Here is a 15,508-nt window from a genome sequence, read left to right as displayed (position 1 = left end):
GTCGTGTGCGGGCGGTCGGTCAGGAAGAGAGAAAGGAGAGAAAGGAGAGGAAGGAAGCGAGAGGAGGCGAGAGGAAGCGAAAGCTGTGGGGCTCGGCCAGGGGCTCGACTAGGGGAGGAGTACGGGCCTGCGGCCGGGCAGGGCGCCGCGCGGTCCGGCGGCCGACCGCAGGGCGAGCTCGTCGAAGCCGCGCTGGACGTGCGAGAGCGCGCTGAGCAGTCCGTCCGAGGTCAGCCGGTCGCCCGGGGTGATCTCGGCGACGCCGCCGATCGGCATCGCGCCGATCTCGGTCCAGCGCAGCCGCCCGTCGCCGTCCACCCGGGCCCTGGACTGCCCGTGGTTGTCCGGGTGCAGACAGAAGGGCACGTCGATCAGGCCCTGCCCGAAGGCACGGACCAGGGCGCGGCCCACGTCGGGCGCCAGGTCGAGCACCGTGCGGACCAGGAGCGACGCCTCCGCGTAGACCCCGGTGTCGGCGGACGCGGCGGGCACGGGGGTCCGGGGCGCGCGGGCGGCGATACGGCTCCGCTCGTCGGCGGCGGCCGCCGAGGCGAGTTCGAGCGCGGTGACGTTCTCCTCGACGGTCGGGATGCGGTGCGCCTCCGCCGCCGTCTTGACGATGATGCGGGCGGCGCCCGCCCGGGCCGCGAGCCGGGCGGCGCGTTCGAGCAGCAGCAGCGCGCCGTCCTCCGTCCGCGGATACACACCCATGTACGCGTAGAGCACGATGTGCCAGTCGACGTCCGGCAGCAGTTCCCCGGCCAGCCGGGCGAGGGCGTGCAGCGCCTCCTCGTCCTGCTCGGTGCTGGTCTGCTGCGCGTAGCTGAGCGAGATGCTGCGCAGTCCGTGCTCGCGGAAGAACACCGCTTCGAGCACGCTCAGCGCCACAAGCAGCCCGGGCGGGCAGAGCTGGCCCATCATGCAGCCGCCGAAGGTCTCCAGGTGCGGCTCCTGCCCCTGGTCGCGGAGCTGCGCGAAGATCTCGCAGCAGCGCGACCAGCTGGCCACGGACCGGGTGAGCGGGGCGCGGCTGTAGGGCAGGCAGTACGAGACGGGGCCGCCCTCGGTGGCGGTGAGCCCGGACGCCACCAGGGCCTCGAAGATGGCCTCGGGCTGGGCGGAGCCGTGCCGGACCTGGACCGGGAAGCCGGGGTCCGCGACCCCGTCGAGGATGCGCCGGGTGAGCCGGCTGCCGTGGTTGACGATGGGGTAGCCGTTGAGGGCGCCGCCGCGGGCGAGGGCCCGGCGGGCGGCCTCGATGTCGCCGACCCGGGTGTAGCTGTCGAGGGTGATGGTGCCGACCGTGGTGGCGTCCGCGCGCTTGGTGGCGAGCAGGCCGCGGCGCATCTCGACCGGGTCGCTCATGCCCATCCGGGGCTGGACGACGAGGTCACCGGCGGCGTGGGCCGCCCGTACGAAGGAGCCGAATCCGCCGGTCATGCGCGGGCCGCCGTCCCGGTGGCGGTGCCGGTGGCCGTGTCGGGGTCCGACCCCGTCGCGGACGTCACCGACCCCGTCACGGACGTCACGGACGTCACCGCCGTCACCGTCGACCCGGCCGTCAAGGCCACCTCCGCCTCGATGCCCGGCGGGGCCGCCGGGAGCGCCCGGACGAAGCCCTGGAACTGGGCGATGCCGGAGCCGTCCTCGAAGACCGCGTCGAACCCGGCCGCGCGCAGCTCCTCCAGCGGGCCGCTGTCGCCGCCGCCGGTGATGCCGAGCTTGCCGCCGATGACGATCGGGGTCTCCCGGAGCTCCGGGCACGCCCTGAGCTCGCCGATGACCCGCATGCCGTCGTGGTGGCCGTGGCCGTTGACGCTGCTCACGACGACGAGGTCGGGGGCGAGCCTGCGGCACTCGTCGACCATCAGCTCGTCCGGCACACAGCCGCCGAGGTTGGTCACGCGGTGGCCCAACTCCTCGATGAGGAGCTGGAGATAGATGAGGTTCCAGGTGTGGGAGTCGGACGCGACACTGGTGACCACGACGTGCAGAGCAGGTCTGTCGGGCACGTCCCCCGGCGGCGTTGAGAGCTGCATAGCCAACCTTCGTGAAGGAAGAGTGCGGGGAGTTGCGGGTGCGGGTGCGGGTACCGGCGTGGGTACGGGTACCGGCGTGGGTACGGGACTTCGGGCGGCGCGGTTCAGCCGAGCCGGCGCTCCAGGAAGGCCACGCCACGGTCCACCGAGACCAGGCGCCATGCCTGGCCCGCCATGTCGTTGAGGGCGCGGGACCACTCGCCGTCGCGGGCGTCGGACGCGAGCGCGTCGAGCAGGACGGTGCTGTACTCGTAGCCGTGCGAGGGGTCGTGCGAGGGGCCGTGGTGCCTCGGAACGGCGGGTCCGCCCCGCGCGGCCTGTTCGAACTCGGCGGTACGCGCCGGGTCGAGCCGCAGCGCCCGGGCGAGCAGCCGTACGGTGTCGCGGCGGGGGCGCTCCGCCCGCCCGTGCTCCAGGTCGCGGATGGCGCGGACGCTGAGGGTGGCGAAGTCGGCGAGCTGCTGTTGGGTGAGGCCCGCGCTGGACCGGAAGGTCCGCAGGAGCCGGGCGAAGGGGCCGGGCGGCGCACTCGCCTGGTCGGTGGCCGGGGCGGGGTCCGGGGCGGTGGCCGGGGCAGGGTCCGGGACTTCACCGGTGACCGGATGCGCGGCCGGGGGTGTGCTCATCGTCGTCGGGGTGGACCCGAGGCGGCGGGGACTAGTCCCAGCCGGTGGTGTCCTTGCCGGTGGGGGTGGGCGTCGGGGCGGGCGCGGTGGTGGCCGGGACGGCGACGGTGTCGGCGACGGTGACCGGCGCGGCGTCCGCCGTACCGGAGGTGACGAGGGCGGCGCCGCCGAGGGCGGGGAGGGCGACGAGCGCGACGGCGGCGGCGAGCTTGGCGAAGAACACACGGTTTCTGGACACGACAGAGTTCTCCTTCGATGCGGGGCGGTGGAGGTCTTCGACAGTGCTTGGGCGGTTCTTCGACCGCTCCGGCCCGTCTCCGGCCCGGCGTCCTGTCGATGGCTTGAGCTTGGCCCGCCGCCCGCCGCGCTGTCAGCAATCCGCGATGTCCTGATCCGGCAACCGCATAGACCGTCCACCGCGACCTGCGGAATCGCGGAGCCGTTCGAAGTACGCGGCGACCAGCGCGCCGGAACAACTGGTGATCGTGGCGCCCCGGAGGGCCGGCTCCGCCCGCAGCGCGCGCTGGAGAACGGCGAGTGCCACGTTTTCCGCGACCAGGAGAAGACCGGCGACGACGAAGCAGCCGACGGTGAGGGACCGGGGCCCTTCCGGGTGGACGCTGAAGTGATCCACACGTTCTCCCGGTGTCACATGGGCGCCCAGAATTCCGATGAGCTCGTTGCTTTCGGGAAGAGGCTCGGCCGACCGAATACGAACGTGGACGAGAATCATCCGTCGAGCGTCGGCGGCGCCGCTTCCGGCAGCAAGCGGCAAACCAGGACCATTGAGGCGATGGCCGGAATATGCCATGCCGTCGCCCGGTTCGATCAGTTGCACCGGTACGGGGGTTTCGGCGATCCTCCTCTGAGGCGCCCGCACAGCGCAGAAACGCTTCACCACGTACCGCCTTGCTCCGGCACACCCTGGCACACCGCTCACCGCGCACCCGCGCCGCGCTGACCACGCGTCGCACCCACCACACCTCCCGCCGCCACCTGCCAGCGACGGTTCGACCGACACGACCGGGGAACCTCTTGTTGCATGTCCTGGGGTTAGACGAAACCTGCACACGGGTCTACCGGGCGATTCTGGCTCATCCACAAGCCGATCTCCTCGACCTGACGGCCACGCTGAATCTGACCGGCCAGGAGCTGCGCGCGGCTCTTGACAAACTCAGCGAACTGGCCCTGGTGCGGGCTCCTTTCGACACTCCCCAGGCGTTCCGCGCGGTGAATCCGGAGATGGCCATTCAGGCCCTCATGGCCCGCCAGGAAGAACGCGTCGCGGCCGAACAGCACCGGACCGAACAAATCCGTTTGGCCGCCGCGCAATTGGCCGCCGATTTCACCACGGCCCGCGCGCACCAGAACATCGACGGCATCGAACGCCTCGACGGCATCGACGAGATAAGGGACCGCATCCGGCTCCTGGTCCGCGACGTCCGCGACGAGGTGCTGGCGCTCGCCCCCGGCGGCGCGCAGAGCGAGGCGAGCATGCGGGCGGCCCGGCCGCAGGACGACGCGCTGCTCGACCGGGGTGTCCGGATGCGGACCCTCTACCTGGACAGCGTCCGCAACAGCCCGGCGACCGTCACGTACGCGAAATGGCTGACGGAGCGCGGTGGCGAGGTGCGCACCGCGCCCTCCCTGCCGGTCCGGCTGACGATCATGGACCGCCGGATCGCGATCGTCCCGGTGGACGACGAGAACTCCTCCGCCGGCGCCCTGGTGCTGACCGGAACCGGCACCCTCACCGCGCTGTGCGCGCTCTTCGACACCATCTGGATGCGCGCCACACCGCTCGGCACGCCCTCCCGCGAGCGGGACGCGGACGGCCTCAACTCCCAGGAACGCGCGGCACTTCTGCTGCTCGGGCAGGGGCTCACCGACGAGGCCGTGGCCAAGCGGCTCGGCGTCTCGCCCCGTACGGCCCGCCGGATCGCCGCCGACCTGATGGAACTCCTCGGCGCGCGCAGCCGCTTCCAGGCGGGCTGCCGGGCGGTGGCGCAGGGCTGGCTGTCCGGCGACCTCTGCTGAGCGCCGCACGCCCCCGTGCGCTCCGGGAGCGGGAGCCAGGAACGGCGGAAAACCGCCGTCCGGTGCCGCCGGGATGCCGCCGGATCTGCCGGTCGCGCCCGCCCCGTACGTCTAACGTGGCCCGGAGCCGTACCGGCACGACCGAATGAACTGTCCAACTCGCCGCATTCTCACGGAGGTTCGACATCATGAAGAAGTCCACGCTGCGCTCCGCCGCCGCTGCCGCCGCCCTCGCCACCGGTCTGCTCGGGGCCGCGGCCGGGTCCGCGTCCGCCGCGCCCGCCGAGCGCACCGCCGAGACCCGGATCAGCTCCCCCGCGCAGTTCTCCGACAGCCTCGCCGCGGCCATCGCCCGCGAGGCCGGGACGACCGACCGGCTCGACGACGGCAACACGGTGGGCTTCATCTCCGCCCCGTCGGCCCCGGCCGGGAAGACCGCGACGTCCTCCACCCCGTCCGGCGTGGCCGACGCCCGGGCCTGCTGACCCCGCCGTGGAGCTGGATCCCGTACGGAGCGCGGACGGCCCCGCGCCGGTGCACTGGTGCCCCAGCGGGGCCCCCGACCGGCCGGAATCGGTCGTGCTCGGGGTGCGCGGCGGCGCCGACGGCCGGGTCGCCTACCTCGCCGAACCGACCCCGGCGGCCCAGGTCCTTCCGCTGATCCCGGAGGGCGTCCCGGCCACCCGGGTGCTGCGGTTCGCCTCGCACTGCGTGAGCGAGTGCGGCAACCGGGTCGGCACCCGGTGCGGCCTGATCGACCGGATGGCGGCGCTTCCGGCCGCCGCGGCGGACACCGCGCCGGTGCCGCGCTGCCATCTGCGCGCCGAGTGCAAGTGGTGGCACCAGTCCGGCGTCGACGCCTGCCGCCGCTGCCCCGCCGTCTCGACCACGACCCTGGCGGACGACGCCCTGGGCGCGGTGGTCGCCGATCCGGCCACCACCAGGGAACAGCTGGCGGAGTGGATCGCCGCCGACCGCTGACCGCCGACCGGCCACGGAACGGCGGCCCCAGAAGGCAGCCGTAAAACAGCACCAGCAACCAGCAGAAGGAAGGAGTACGTCGCATGGTCCCCCTGCTCGACACGATGATCGCCGAGAACGGCGTCGCCGGTGCGTACGCCCCCGGCACCCGCGGTGTCGCCCACGCCGGACGCGCCGACCACCTCGGCCGGCCCGGTCGCCCCGGGCACGTCGGCCGCCCGGGAGTGCCCGGCACCGAGGAACTGCTCGCCGACTCGCTGGACTCGGTCGACGCGCAGATCGTCGCCCTGGTCCGCCGCCGCACCGCCCTCTCGGCCGCGCTGCGCGAGCTCGGGCGGACGGGCGGCCGACCGGCGGTCGGCCTCGCCCACGAGAACCGGGTCATCCGCCGGTACGGGCACGAGTTCGGCCCGCACGGCAGCAGCCTGGGCCATCTGCTCGTCCGGATGGCGACCGTGCGCACCGGCTGACGCCGGGACGGCCGGGAGGCCCGGGCGAGCCCGGCGGGCCGGGAACCCCCACCGGCGGCGAGACGCCTCGAACAACCGCTCTACGATGAGGCGTCCAGATGGAAGGGTGGGTTCTCAGTGCTGGTCGCGGACCGATATCGGCTCCAGGCGTGTGTCGGGCGGGGCGGCATGGGCGAGGTGTGGCGGGCGACCGACGAGGTGCTCGGGCGCGATGTGGCCGTGAAGCTGATGCTGGGTCACGAGCACGATCCGTCGGCCGCCGAACGGTTCCGGATGGAGGCGCAGACCGCGGCCCGGCTCAGCCATCCGCACGTGGTCGGGGTGTTCGACTTCGGCACCTGGGACGGGAAGCTGTTCCTGGTCATGGAGCTGGTGTCCGGGGACAGCCTGGCCGGTGACCGGGAGCGGCCGGTCCGGCTCGGCGCCGAGCAGGTCGCGACGGTCGCCGCGCACGCGGCGGCCGGGCTCGCGGCGGCGCACCGGCAGGGCGTGGTGCACCGGGACATCAAGCCGGGGAACCTGCTGATGGACGCCGACGGCACGGTGAAACTGGCCGACTTCGGCATCGCGCGCTTCGTCGACGACCCCTCGGCCGGGCTCACCACCACCGGCCAGATCGTCGGCACCGGCCTGTACCTGGCGCCCGAACGGGCCCTCGGGCAGCCCGCGTCGCCCGCGTCCGACGTGTACTCGCTCGGCTGTGTGCTGTACCAACTGCTCACCGGGCAGCCGCCGTTCCGCGCGGACACCGCGACCGGGCTGCTCTACCAGCACATCGACACCCCGCCGGTGCCGCCCCGGCAGCAGGGCGTGCCGATGCCGGCCGCCTTCGAGGCGTACCTGCTGACGCTGCTCGCCAAGCAGCCGGAGCAGCGCCCCGCCGCGCAGGCCATCGCGGACTGGTTCACCTCGGGCGGCTGGCGCGACCAGCCGCTCCCGCTGCCGCCGCAGGCCGTACCGCCGCCCCCGCAGCACTCCCCCGGACACGGCCCCGGCCACGGCGGTGGTCGCGCGGCGGCCCGGCACGGTCGTACGGGCACGGTGACCGCCCCCGCACCGGCGGGCCCGCCCACCACCGGGCACACCGCCGGGCACACCGCGAGACCCGGCACCGGCACCGGGACCGGGTCCCTGGGCGTACCGGCACCGCCGTCCGTGCCGTCGGCCGTGCCGCGCTCGCGCCGGGCCCCGCAGCAGGCGGAGAACCCGCTGGCCGCGATCTCCCGGCGCAGACCCCGCCGTACCGCCGCCGTCGCGGGCGCGGTCGCCTTCGTCGTCTTCCTGCTGATCGGGATGGCCTGGCTCAGCTGAGCCGCGGGGCGCGGAGGCGGGGCTCAGAACACTCTCGGGGCCATCACGTGCCCCTCCGGTTCCTCCGGGCCGAGCAGCAGACAGCGGGGCATGCCGGGACCCGGGGTGGCCCTGACGGTGACCGGAGTGGGCGGGTCCGTGGGCAACTCGACGTGGACCGAGACGGGCTGGTTGTCCCGGCTGGTAGCGTGCCCCGTCTCCTTGCCGTCCACCAGGATCTCGACCACCGGACGGTGGCCGGTCTGGACGGTGGCACTGACCGAGTGACCGCGGTAGTCGATGTGGAAGTGGTGCCGTGCTCTCATGACGTCGCCTCCGCGCGTCGCTCCGCCCGGCCGGGGGCGTCCCCTCCAGCGTAGGACGGAGCCCGGGAACCGGGCATCCGCAGCCCGCCCCTCCCCCCTGGGGGCCGGTCAGGCCGCGAAGGCGAGGGCCAGCGCGCCCAGCACGGTCAGACCGGCGCAGATGCCCAGGTTGACCGCCTTGTACTCCAGGAACACCGCGGCGAACTCGCGGATGGTCGCGCTCGGCCAGAAGTACGCGGCGGTCGGCGAGCCCACCACCTGCCCCTTCACGCCCGCCTTGCGCGCCATCAGGGCGGCCCGGAAGGCGTGGAAGTTGTTGGTGACGATCACGCACTCCGCGCCCGGCCGCTCCGCCTCCATCAGGGCCTTGCTGAACAGCATGTTCTCCTCGGTGGTGCGTGAGCGGTCCTCGCGCTGGACGCGGTCCGCCGGGAAACCGCGCTCCACCAGGTAGTCCGCCATCGCGTGGGACTCCGGCAGCTCCTCGTCCGGGCCCTGGCCGCCGGAGGTGATCAGGACCGGGACGCGGTCCACCTCGCGGCGCTCGGCGAGCTTGTCGTACACCTCGCGGCCCCGCTCCAGGCGGCTGGCGAGCAGCGGCGGCACCCGGCGGCCGCCGATCAGTCCGGAGCCGAGCACCACCACATAGTCGGCGTCCCGGCGGATGCGCATCCGGCCGTACAGGAACGCGTATCCCACGAAGCAGAGGAAGAGGAAGGACACATAGCCGAGGATCATGAGCAGCGTGCCGACGACGACGCCGAGCCGCGGGGAGCGGGTCGCGAACACGGCCACGGTCAGGATCATGACGCCGAAGATGCCGAGTCCGGCGAGCAGCGACAGCAGGTTGGCCGGGCTGCGGCCCTCCTTGCGGACCATCTTGACGCCGTTGGCGCAGAGCAGCACGGCGAGCGCCACCGGCCCCAGCGACAGCACCAGGACCGCGACGATCATCACCGTCTCGCCGACGCCGTGCGGGGCCTCGTCGATCCCGGCGAGCAGGCCGAGCCCGAGGAAGCTGACGGCGAGGCCCAGATACACGGCGTTGCTGAACCGGCGCCGGTCGCGCAGCACACCGGCCAGAAACAGCAGGGCGAAGACGGCGGCCACGACGACGAAGGCGATCATGCCGACATCGTAGACACCGCCGCCGAAATCAGGACCGGCCGGAAGTCCTCCGTCATCCGGAAGTCCTCCGTCAGGGGGTTCATCGGATCGGGTTCGCCCGCTCAAGGCTCGGCGACCAGCGCGTGCAGGCCGATCCGCGCGCCCTCCTCGAAGGCCCGGCGGAGCTCGCCGTCCGAGAGCGAGCCGCGCAGCGCGGACTCGCTGCGGGACCGGGACGGGGTGGTGAAGTCGGCCGGGCGGTAGCCGTCGTCGAAGGCGGCGGAGCGCAACAGGTCGACCGCGCCGAGGAGATGGGCCGCGGTGGTCGGGCGGCCGCGCAGGATCCGCATCTGGGCGAGGAGTTCGGCGGCGCAGGCCGCGCCGGTGACCGTGCCGAGCCGCAGATGGCCGCGGAGCGCGCGGGCGGCCAGGTCGGCGGCGCGGGTCGCCTCGCCGTCCCAGTGGAGGAGTTCGGCGCGGGCGTAGTCCGCCCACGCGTCCGCCCAGAGGTCCCGGCCCGCCCAGGTGTGCGCGTCGGCGGCCCGGTCCAGGGCCTCCTGGGCGGCGTCCGGGTCGGAGCGCAGCAGCGCGAGGGCGAGCGCGGTCCAGCACAGCCGGCGGGTCGGGCCAAGCTCCGGGTACTCGCCGAGCACGTCGATGGCGTCCCGGAACTCGTCCGCCGCCGCCTTCGCCCGCCCCTGGTAGAGCGCGGTGGCGCCGCGCAGGTGCGCCAGCATGGCCAGACACCGGTCGTCCCCGTCCCGTACGGCCGCCGCCCACGCCTGGACGAGCAGCGGGTCGGCGTCCTCGGGGCGGCCGGCCTCCAGCTCCAGGTAGGCGGCGAGCCAGAGCGCGCGGGCCGGGGCGGGGCCCGGGAGCAGCGCGAGGGCGTGCCGGAGCCGGGCGCGGCCCTCGGTGACCCGGCCGCAGGCCACCCACAGGAACCAGAGCGAGACGGCGATGTCGACCGCCGAGTCGGCCTCCGCCGTCGGCGAGAGGGGCGCGGTGGTGGGGTCCATGGCGACGGCCAGGTCGGGCAGTTCGCGCAGCGCGAGATCACGGGCGTCGAGCTGGCGTCCGTCGTGCCAGCGGTCGGCGGCCCGCCGGGCGATCTTCACGTACCAGCGGCGGTGGTGCAGCACCACGGCCCACCGGTCCCCGCGCTCGCTGAGCCTGCGGGCCCCGACGACCCGCATCGGCGGCGGCATCCAGTACCGGGCCTCGCCCGGCTCCCCGTCGTCGACCGGCAGCAGCGCGAGCGCGGCGAGCCGGTCGAGGACGTCGAGCACGACGGCGTGCGGCAGCGTCCCGGAGGCGCAGACCTCCTGCACGGCCTCCCGCCCGAAGGAGCCCTCGAAGACGGAGAGCCGCTCCCAGAGGAGCTGTTCGTGCGGGTCGCACTGGGTGTAGCCGCGCTCGGCGGCGCAGAGCTGGAGCGCGGACGGCTCGTCCATGGCGTGCTCGTCGGCGACGGGGGCGTCCGTGACGGGGGCGTCCGTGGCGGGCTCGTCCGTGGCGGGGTTGTCGGCGCTTCCGGCGCCCACGGGCAGCACGGGCACCGTGGGCGGCACGGGCACCGTGGGCGGCGCGGGCACCCTCGGCAGGCCCGCCCGGTCCATGGCACCTTGCGCCAGGTCCTGACCCGGCACCGGCACCGCCGCCTCGCCCTCCACCCGCAGCGGGTGCAGGGCGGTCAGCAGCACGGTGACGGCGGGCGCGACCGGCGGGGTCTCCTGGAGGAGGGCGGCGACCAGCGCCGTACCGCCGCGGCCGAGGCGTTCCCAGCCGTCGAGGACGAGCAGGGGCGGCGCGGCCGGGTCGGTGAGGCCGGTACGGACGCGTTCCGCGAGGAGCGCGAGGTGCTCGGGGCCGAGCGAGTCGGCCGATTCCCATCTGGCGGCGACGCCCTCACGTCGTAGCACTTCGCGGATCAGCCGCGTCTTCGGTGCGCCCGGCGGACCGGTCAGGGTGACCAGCCGCGCTCCCGCCCGGATCCTGCCGAGCAGTACCGTCAGTTCCTTGTCCGAGCCGCTCATCGGCCGTTTCGCACCCATCTGCCCCCGTCCGCCCCGTGGTGTTCGTCGCTACTTCTGTGACTTAAGCCTGACTTCATGGTGGGGTGCCTGATCTACGGCTTGAATGCATATGCCCCGGGGCAAAATCCTCCGGCGCCCGGCCTGACCGGCCGAGGGAATGTCGTAAATCGGCCAAGGAGGCTCATGCGCACCGGGGAATCCGTCCTGGGAGAGGCGGATCTGGCGCTGATTCACGCGCTGCAGATCGCGCCCCGCGCCAGTTGGACCCAGCTTTCGGGGGTCCTGGGCGCCAGTCCGGACACCCTGGCACGGCGCTGGGAGCATCTGGCCGGCGGGGGGTACGCGTGGGCCGCGTTCCTGCCGCGCCGCCTCGGGGTGGAGACGCCGCTGTACGCGTGGGTGGAGGTGGACTGCGCCGCCGGGTACTCGGAGGAGACCGCGGTCGCGCTCGCGGGCGACGCGTGCACCCTCGGGCTGCACCAGATGACCGGCGACTCCGATCTGGTGATGCTGGTGCTCTGCGCCGATCTCGGCGCGCTCGACGACTATCTGACGCGCCGGGTGCAGCGGCTGCCCGCCGTGCTCAGGTCCCGCACCCATGTGGTGACCGGGATGCACAACGCGCGGAATCTGTGGCGGCTCGGCCAGCTCACCCCGCGTCAGGTCCAGAACCTGGTGGCGGCGGTGGGACCCGGCGCCTCCGCCACGGCCTGTCCGAGCCGGCGGCCGCGGCGGCTCGGCGAACTGGACGAGGCGCTGCTGCTCGAACTCGCCGGGGACGCCCGGCGCAGCGCCGCCGAGCTGTCCCGGACCTGCGGGGTGAGCGAGTCGACCGTACGGCGGCGGCTCGACGCCCTGCTCGGGGCGGGGACGCTGATCCACCACTGCGTGCCCGCGCCGCGCTTCTCGGAGCGGCCGGTGTGGGCGCTGATCAAGGCCGATGTGCCCGCTCTGGAGGTCACGGCCACCGCGACAGCGTTGTCACGGCTGCGGCACACCCGGCTGGTCACCTCGGTGTCCGGGCGGCACAACCTGGCGGTGGGCGCCTGGCTGCGCTCGGTCGGCGAGCTGCGGGAGGTCACCACCGGGATGGAGCGGGCGGCGCCGTCGATACGGATCACCGCGACGGCGCTCTCGCTGCGGGCGCACAAGGTCGGCGCGCAGGTGATCGGGCCCGACGGGCGGCGGTCGCACCACACACGCCCGGACATCAGGAACGCGGACCCCGCCTGGCGCCGCCTGACCTGAGCCGGGCCCCGGGCCGTCGGGCCCGCCCGCACCGAGTCCGCCCGCACCGGGTCCGCCCGCACCCGGTCCGCTCCCGGCCGTCCACTCCCGGCGCTTCCCTGGGCGCGGCGGCCGTGGTGACAATGGCGGCATGGAGTTCGCCGTGTTCGTGACGCTGCCGGGCCTCGTCATCCTGCTGACCGTGATCGCGTTCGCCGATCAGATCCTGCGGGCGACCGGGCGCGGCCGGCGCGGCGGCCAGGTGTCGTCGACCGGCTTCGAGCAGCTCCACGCCACCTTCTCGCAGGGCAAGCAGAACGAGCTGAAGGAGCGCCAGAGCGCCCTCGTGATGCGCGACGACGAGGAGGACGGCGCCCCGCCGCACCGCACCACGGTGGACCTGAGGGGCGGCCGCGCCGTCGTCCGGATGCCCGCTGCGCCCGCTGGGTCCTCGGGGTCCGCTACGCCCCCGGTGCCCGGTCTTTCGTCGCCTTGATCGCCCTGATCGCCCTGATCGCCTTGATCGGAGCTCGAAGGGGCGTCGCCGAGTACATGTCACGAGGTTATCCACAGGGCTGTGGGCATCGCGAACGGTTTGTCGGCCCGGCGGAGCATCATGGGGGCCATGACTGAGAGCAAGGACGAGCAGAGCACCACGGCCGCCGCGCGGACGGCGGCGGACGACCGGGCGACGGACGGCCGGGCGGCGGACCCGGCTTCCGCCCTGGCCTCCGCCCCGGCCCCGGACCCGGCTGCCGCCCCGGCGTGGCAGCGCCGGTTCCGGGCGCCGCGGGTCTCGCTGCCCGAGTGGGCGGAGGAGGCCCCGGACCGCTCCCTCTTCGTGTCGAACGCGACGGGGACGTTCGAGCTGTACGCGTGGGACCGCGCGACCGGCGCGCAGCGCCAGGTCACCGACCGGCCGAACGGGACGACGGACGGCGCCCTGAGCCCGGACGGACAGTGGATCTGGTGGTTCGCCGACACCGACGGCGACGAGTTCGGCGTCTGGATGCGCCAGCCCTTCCACGGCGCCGGGGCCGCCGACGGCGCGGCCGGTGCCCCCGGCGGGGACGAGGAGGCGGTGCCCGGCCTTGCCGCGTCCTATCCGGCGGGGCTCGTCCTCGGCCGGGACGGCACCGTGGTGGTCGGCCGGTCCACCGACGACGACGGCTCCACCGTGCACCTGCTGCGCCCCGGCGCCGACGCCCCGGTGGAGGTCTACCGGCACCGCGAGTCGGCCGGGGTCGGCGACCTGTCGCACGACGCGACCCTGATCGCCGTCGAGCACACCGAGCACGGCGACGCGATGCACTCGGCGATCCGGGTGCTGCGGGCCGCCGACGCCTCGGTCGTCGCCGAGCTCGACGACACCAAGGGCGGCACCGAGGAGCTGGGCCTGAGCGTGCTGGGCTTCGCGCCGCTCGCCGGGGACACCCGGCTGCTCGTCGGCCACCAGCGGCGCGGCCGCTGGGAGCCGATGCTGTGGGACGTGGCCACCGGCACGGAGACCGATCTGCGGCTCGACCTGCCGGGCGACGTGTCGGCCGAGTGGTACCCGGACGGCACCGGGCTGCTCGTGGTGCACGGCTTCGAGGCCCGCAGCGAGCTCTGGCGGTACGAGATCGCCACCGGCGCCCTGGTCCGGGTGGACACCCCGGCGGGCACCGTGTCGAGCGCCACGGCCCGGCCCGACGGCACCGTGGAGTACCTGTGGTCGTCGGCCGCGCGGCCCCCGGTGGTGTGCTCCACGGACGGTTCCGTCGTCCTCGACCCGCCGGGCGCCGAGGCACCGCCGTCGGTGCCGGTGGCGGACGTGTGGGTGGAGGGCCCGGGCGGCCGGGTCCACGCCCTGGTGCAGCGCCCCGAAGGCGAGGGCCCGTTCCCGACCGTGTTCGAGGTGCACGGCGGTCCGACCTGGCACGACAGCGACGCCTTCGCCGCCGGCCCGGCCGCCTGGGTCGACCACGGATACGCGGTGGTGCGGGTCAACTACCGCGGCTCCACGGGCTACGGGCGGGAGTGGACCGACGCCCTGAAGCACCGGGTCGGCCTGATCGAGCTGGAGGACATCGCGGCGGTCCGCGAGTGGGCGGTGGCGAGCGGCCTCGCCGACCCGGCGAAGCTGGTCCTGTCGGGCGGCTCCTGGGGCGGCTATCTCACCCTGCTCGGCCTCGGCACCCAGCCGGACGCCTGGGCGGTCGGCCTGGCCGCGGTGCCCGTCGCGGACTACGTGACGGCGTACGAGGACGAGATGGAGGCCCTGAAGGCGCTCGACCGCACCCTGCTCGGCGGCTCGCCCGATGAGGTCCCCGAGCGGTACGCGGCCTCCTCCCCGATCAGCTACGTCGACGCGGTGCAGGCCCCGGTGCACATCTCCGCCGGGGTGAACGATCCGCGCTGCCCGATCCGGCAGATCGACAACTACGTGGACCGGCTGGCCGCCCGGGGCGCGGTCCACGAGGTCTACCGGTACGACGCGGGGCACGGCTCGCTGGTCGTGGAGGAGCGGATCAAGCAGGTCGCGCTCGACCTGGACTTCGCCGCCCGTCACCTCGGGACGCCGGGGACCCGGCCGACGGAGGGCTGAGTCCGCTTGCGTACGGTGGGGGGGTGTACCGGTTCCTGAGAACGCCCCGCTGGTGGGGGATCAACGTCTTCGTCCTGCTGGCGATCCCGTTCTGCGTGTTCATGGGGACCTGGCAGCTGGGCAAGTTCGAGGACCGCGTCGACTCCCACCGGGAGGCCGAGCAGCGGCCCGACCCCGCCACGGAGGCCGCGGCCGCGCTCGACTCGCTGCTCCCGGTCGACCAGGAGACCTCGGGCCGGCTGGCCCGGGCGAGCGGCCGGTACGGCGAGCAGTTCCTGGTCCCCGACCGGGAGCTGGACGGGCGCTCCGGCGCGTACGTCCTCACCCTGCTGCGTACGGACGGCGGCAAGGCGCTGCCGGTGGTCCGGGGCTGGCTGCCCCGGGGCGCCGCGGCGCCCGCCCCGCCCACCGGTGAGGTGCAGGTGACGGGCGCGCTCCAGGCGTCCGAGAGCGCGGGCACCAAGGGCGTGAGCGCGGCGGGCGGGCTGCCCGCCGGGCAGCTCGGCATGATCAGCGCCGCGTCCCTGGTGAACGTGGTGACGGACGACGTCTACGACGCCTGGATCACCCTGACCGACTCCCCGCGCGGGCTCGTCCCGGTCCCGGCGCAGGCCGCCGCGGGCACCGGTCTGGACATGAAGGCGTTCCAGAACCTCGGCTACACCGCCGAGTGGTTCGTCTTCGCGGGGTTCGTGCTCTTCATGTGGTTCCGGCTGTTCCGCCGCGAGGCGGAGGCGTCCCGGGACGAGGCACTGGGCCTCTGAGGCCCGCCGGGCCCGCCG

At 74.2% G+C, this 15,508-nt stretch carries 17 protein-coding genes and 1 pseudogene; 9 read left to right on the top strand and 9 right to left on the bottom strand.

The window, feature by feature from the left end; translation table 11 throughout:
* Window positions 1-108: 108 nt before the first annotated feature.
* The 6 genes and pseudogenes from ACIPXM_RS23075 to ACIPXM_RS23050 all read right to left on the bottom strand — a co-directional run bounded on the left by ACIPXM_RS23075 (window position 109) and on the right by ACIPXM_RS23050 (window position 3,964).
* On the bottom strand, window positions 109-1,440 hold the full coding sequence (locus ACIPXM_RS23075) for a methylaspartate mutase (protein ID WP_401658267.1): 1,332 nt from the start codon (window positions 1,438-1,440) through the stop codon (window positions 109-111).
* A 152-nt stretch (window positions 1,441-1,592) separates the two neighbouring features.
* Window positions 1,593-2,039, bottom strand: a pseudogene (locus ACIPXM_RS23070) (cobalamin B12-binding domain-containing protein); the annotation flags it as partial.
* A gap of 104 nt (window positions 2,040-2,143) precedes the next feature.
* A complete protein-coding gene (locus tag ACIPXM_RS23065) occupies window positions 2,144-2,665 on the bottom strand; it encodes a helix-turn-helix domain-containing protein (RefSeq protein ID WP_401658265.1) in 522 nt (173 codons plus the stop codon).
* A 31-nt stretch (window positions 2,666-2,696) separates the two neighbouring features.
* A complete protein-coding gene (locus ACIPXM_RS23060) occupies window positions 2,697-2,903 on the bottom strand; it encodes a hypothetical protein (RefSeq protein WP_401658263.1) in 207 nt (68 codons plus the stop codon).
* Window positions 2,904-3,035: 132 nt separating this feature from the next.
* The gene (locus ACIPXM_RS23055) at window positions 3,036-3,503 is read right to left on the bottom strand and encodes a hypothetical protein (RefSeq protein ID WP_401658261.1); all 468 of its coding nucleotides are present in this window, start codon (window positions 3,501-3,503) and stop codon (window positions 3,036-3,038) included.
* Between the two features lie 215 nt (window positions 3,504-3,718).
* On the bottom strand, window positions 3,719-3,964 hold the full coding sequence (locus ACIPXM_RS23050) for a hypothetical protein (RefSeq protein ID WP_401658259.1): 246 nt from the start codon (window positions 3,962-3,964) through the stop codon (window positions 3,719-3,721).
* A gap of 18 nt (window positions 3,965-3,982) precedes the next feature.
* Between ACIPXM_RS23050 and ACIPXM_RS23045 the strand changes: the two genes are divergently transcribed.
* From ACIPXM_RS23045 to ACIPXM_RS23025, 5 genes are all read left to right on the top strand, one after another.
* Window positions 3,983-4,702: a helix-turn-helix domain-containing protein gene (locus ACIPXM_RS23045; RefSeq protein WP_401658257.1), complete on the top strand. Its 720-nt coding sequence runs from the start codon at window positions 3,983-3,985 to the stop codon at window positions 4,700-4,702.
* A gap of 188 nt (window positions 4,703-4,890) precedes the next feature.
* Window positions 4,891-5,187 carry a hypothetical protein gene (locus ACIPXM_RS23040; protein WP_401658255.1) on the top strand — a complete coding sequence of 99 codons (297 nt, stop codon included), beginning with the start codon at window positions 4,891-4,893 and terminating at the stop codon, window positions 5,185-5,187.
* 7 nt (window positions 5,188-5,194) lie between these two features.
* Window positions 5,195-5,683: a hypothetical protein gene (locus tag ACIPXM_RS23035; protein WP_401658253.1), complete on the top strand. Its 489-nt coding sequence runs from the start codon at window positions 5,195-5,197 to the stop codon at window positions 5,681-5,683.
* 83 nt (window positions 5,684-5,766) lie between these two features.
* Window positions 5,767-6,153 carry a hypothetical protein gene (locus ACIPXM_RS23030; RefSeq protein ID WP_401658251.1) on the top strand — a complete coding sequence of 129 codons (387 nt, stop codon included), beginning with the start codon at window positions 5,767-5,769 and terminating at the stop codon, window positions 6,151-6,153.
* A gap of 117 nt (window positions 6,154-6,270) precedes the next feature.
* Window positions 6,271-7,464, top strand: coding sequence for a serine/threonine-protein kinase (locus tag ACIPXM_RS23025; protein WP_401658249.1), 1,194 nt, complete (start codon window positions 6,271-6,273; stop codon window positions 7,462-7,464).
* Between the two features lie 23 nt (window positions 7,465-7,487).
* Here the strand turns inward: ACIPXM_RS23025 and ACIPXM_RS23020 are convergent, their stop codons facing one another.
* From ACIPXM_RS23020 to ACIPXM_RS23010, 3 genes are all read right to left on the bottom strand, one after another.
* Window positions 7,488-7,769, bottom strand: coding sequence for a hypothetical protein (locus tag ACIPXM_RS23020; protein WP_401658247.1), 282 nt, complete (start codon window positions 7,767-7,769; stop codon window positions 7,488-7,490).
* A 108-nt stretch (window positions 7,770-7,877) separates the two neighbouring features.
* A complete protein-coding gene (locus ACIPXM_RS23015; protein WP_401658245.1) occupies window positions 7,878-8,897 on the bottom strand; it encodes a YdcF family protein in 1,020 nt (339 codons plus the stop codon).
* A gap of 101 nt (window positions 8,898-8,998) precedes the next feature.
* A complete protein-coding gene (locus ACIPXM_RS23010; RefSeq protein ID WP_401658243.1) occupies window positions 8,999-10,912 on the bottom strand; it encodes a hypothetical protein in 1,914 nt (637 codons plus the stop codon).
* Window positions 10,913-11,095: 183 nt separating this feature from the next.
* Here ACIPXM_RS23010 and ACIPXM_RS23005 point away from each other — a divergent pair, with 183 nt between their 5' ends.
* The 4 genes from ACIPXM_RS23005 to ACIPXM_RS22990 all read left to right on the top strand — a co-directional run bounded on the left by ACIPXM_RS23005 (window position 11,096) and on the right by ACIPXM_RS22990 (window position 15,490).
* Window positions 11,096-12,160, top strand: coding sequence for an Lrp/AsnC family transcriptional regulator (locus ACIPXM_RS23005; RefSeq protein WP_401658241.1), 1,065 nt, complete (start codon window positions 11,096-11,098; stop codon window positions 12,158-12,160).
* A gap of 130 nt (window positions 12,161-12,290) precedes the next feature.
* The gene (locus tag ACIPXM_RS23000) at window positions 12,291-12,635 is read left to right on the top strand and encodes a DUF6191 domain-containing protein (RefSeq protein WP_401658239.1); all 345 of its coding nucleotides are present in this window, start codon (window positions 12,291-12,293) and stop codon (window positions 12,633-12,635) included.
* A 129-nt stretch (window positions 12,636-12,764) separates the two neighbouring features.
* Window positions 12,765-14,726, top strand: coding sequence for a prolyl oligopeptidase family serine peptidase (locus tag ACIPXM_RS22995; protein ID WP_401658237.1), 1,962 nt, complete (start codon window positions 12,765-12,767; stop codon window positions 14,724-14,726).
* Window positions 14,727-14,749: 23 nt separating this feature from the next.
* A complete protein-coding gene (locus ACIPXM_RS22990; RefSeq protein WP_401658235.1) occupies window positions 14,750-15,490 on the top strand; it encodes an SURF1 family protein in 741 nt (246 codons plus the stop codon).
* The last annotated feature ends 18 nt before the right edge of the window (window positions 15,491-15,508 follow it).

Origin of the sequence: Streptomyces sp. NPDC090025 (assembly GCF_044748125.1) — a bacterium.
Taxonomy (GTDB): Bacteria; Actinomycetota; Actinomycetes; order Streptomycetales; family Streptomycetaceae; genus Streptomyces.
This window is presented reverse-complemented; position numbering and strand designations above follow the sequence as displayed.

What these genes read in the sequence shown, in the direction of transcription:
- ACIPXM_RS23075 (WP_401658267.1), bottom strand. Translation starts at nt 1,440, where the DNA reads ATGACCGGCGGATTCGGCTCCTTCGTACGGGCGGCCCACGCCGCCGGT.
- ACIPXM_RS23065 (WP_401658265.1), bottom strand. Translation starts at nt 2,665, where the DNA reads ATGAGCACACCCCCGGCCGCGCATCCGGTCACCGGTGAAGTCCCGGAC.
- ACIPXM_RS23040 (WP_401658255.1), top strand. Translation starts at nt 4,891, where the DNA reads ATGAAGAAGTCCACGCTGCGCTCCGCCGCCGCTGCCGCCGCCCTCGCC.
- ACIPXM_RS23030 (WP_401658251.1), top strand. Translation starts at nt 5,767, where the DNA reads ATGGTCCCCCTGCTCGACACGATGATCGCCGAGAACGGCGTCGCCGGT.
- ACIPXM_RS23020 (WP_401658247.1), bottom strand. Translation starts at nt 7,769, where the DNA reads ATGAGAGCACGGCACCACTTCCACATCGACTACCGCGGTCACTCGGTC.
- ACIPXM_RS23015 (WP_401658245.1), bottom strand. Translation starts at nt 8,897, where the DNA reads ATGATCGCCTTCGTCGTCGTGGCCGCCGTCTTCGCCCTGCTGTTTCTG.
- ACIPXM_RS23010 (WP_401658243.1), bottom strand. Translation starts at nt 10,912, where the DNA reads ATGAGCGGCTCGGACAAGGAACTGACGGTACTGCTCGGCAGGATCCGG.
- ACIPXM_RS23005 (WP_401658241.1), top strand. Translation starts at nt 11,096, where the DNA reads ATGCGCACCGGGGAATCCGTCCTGGGAGAGGCGGATCTGGCGCTGATT.
- ACIPXM_RS23000 (WP_401658239.1), top strand. Translation starts at nt 12,291, where the DNA reads ATGGAGTTCGCCGTGTTCGTGACGCTGCCGGGCCTCGTCATCCTGCTG.
- ACIPXM_RS22995 (WP_401658237.1), top strand. Translation starts at nt 12,765, where the DNA reads ATGACTGAGAGCAAGGACGAGCAGAGCACCACGGCCGCCGCGCGGACG.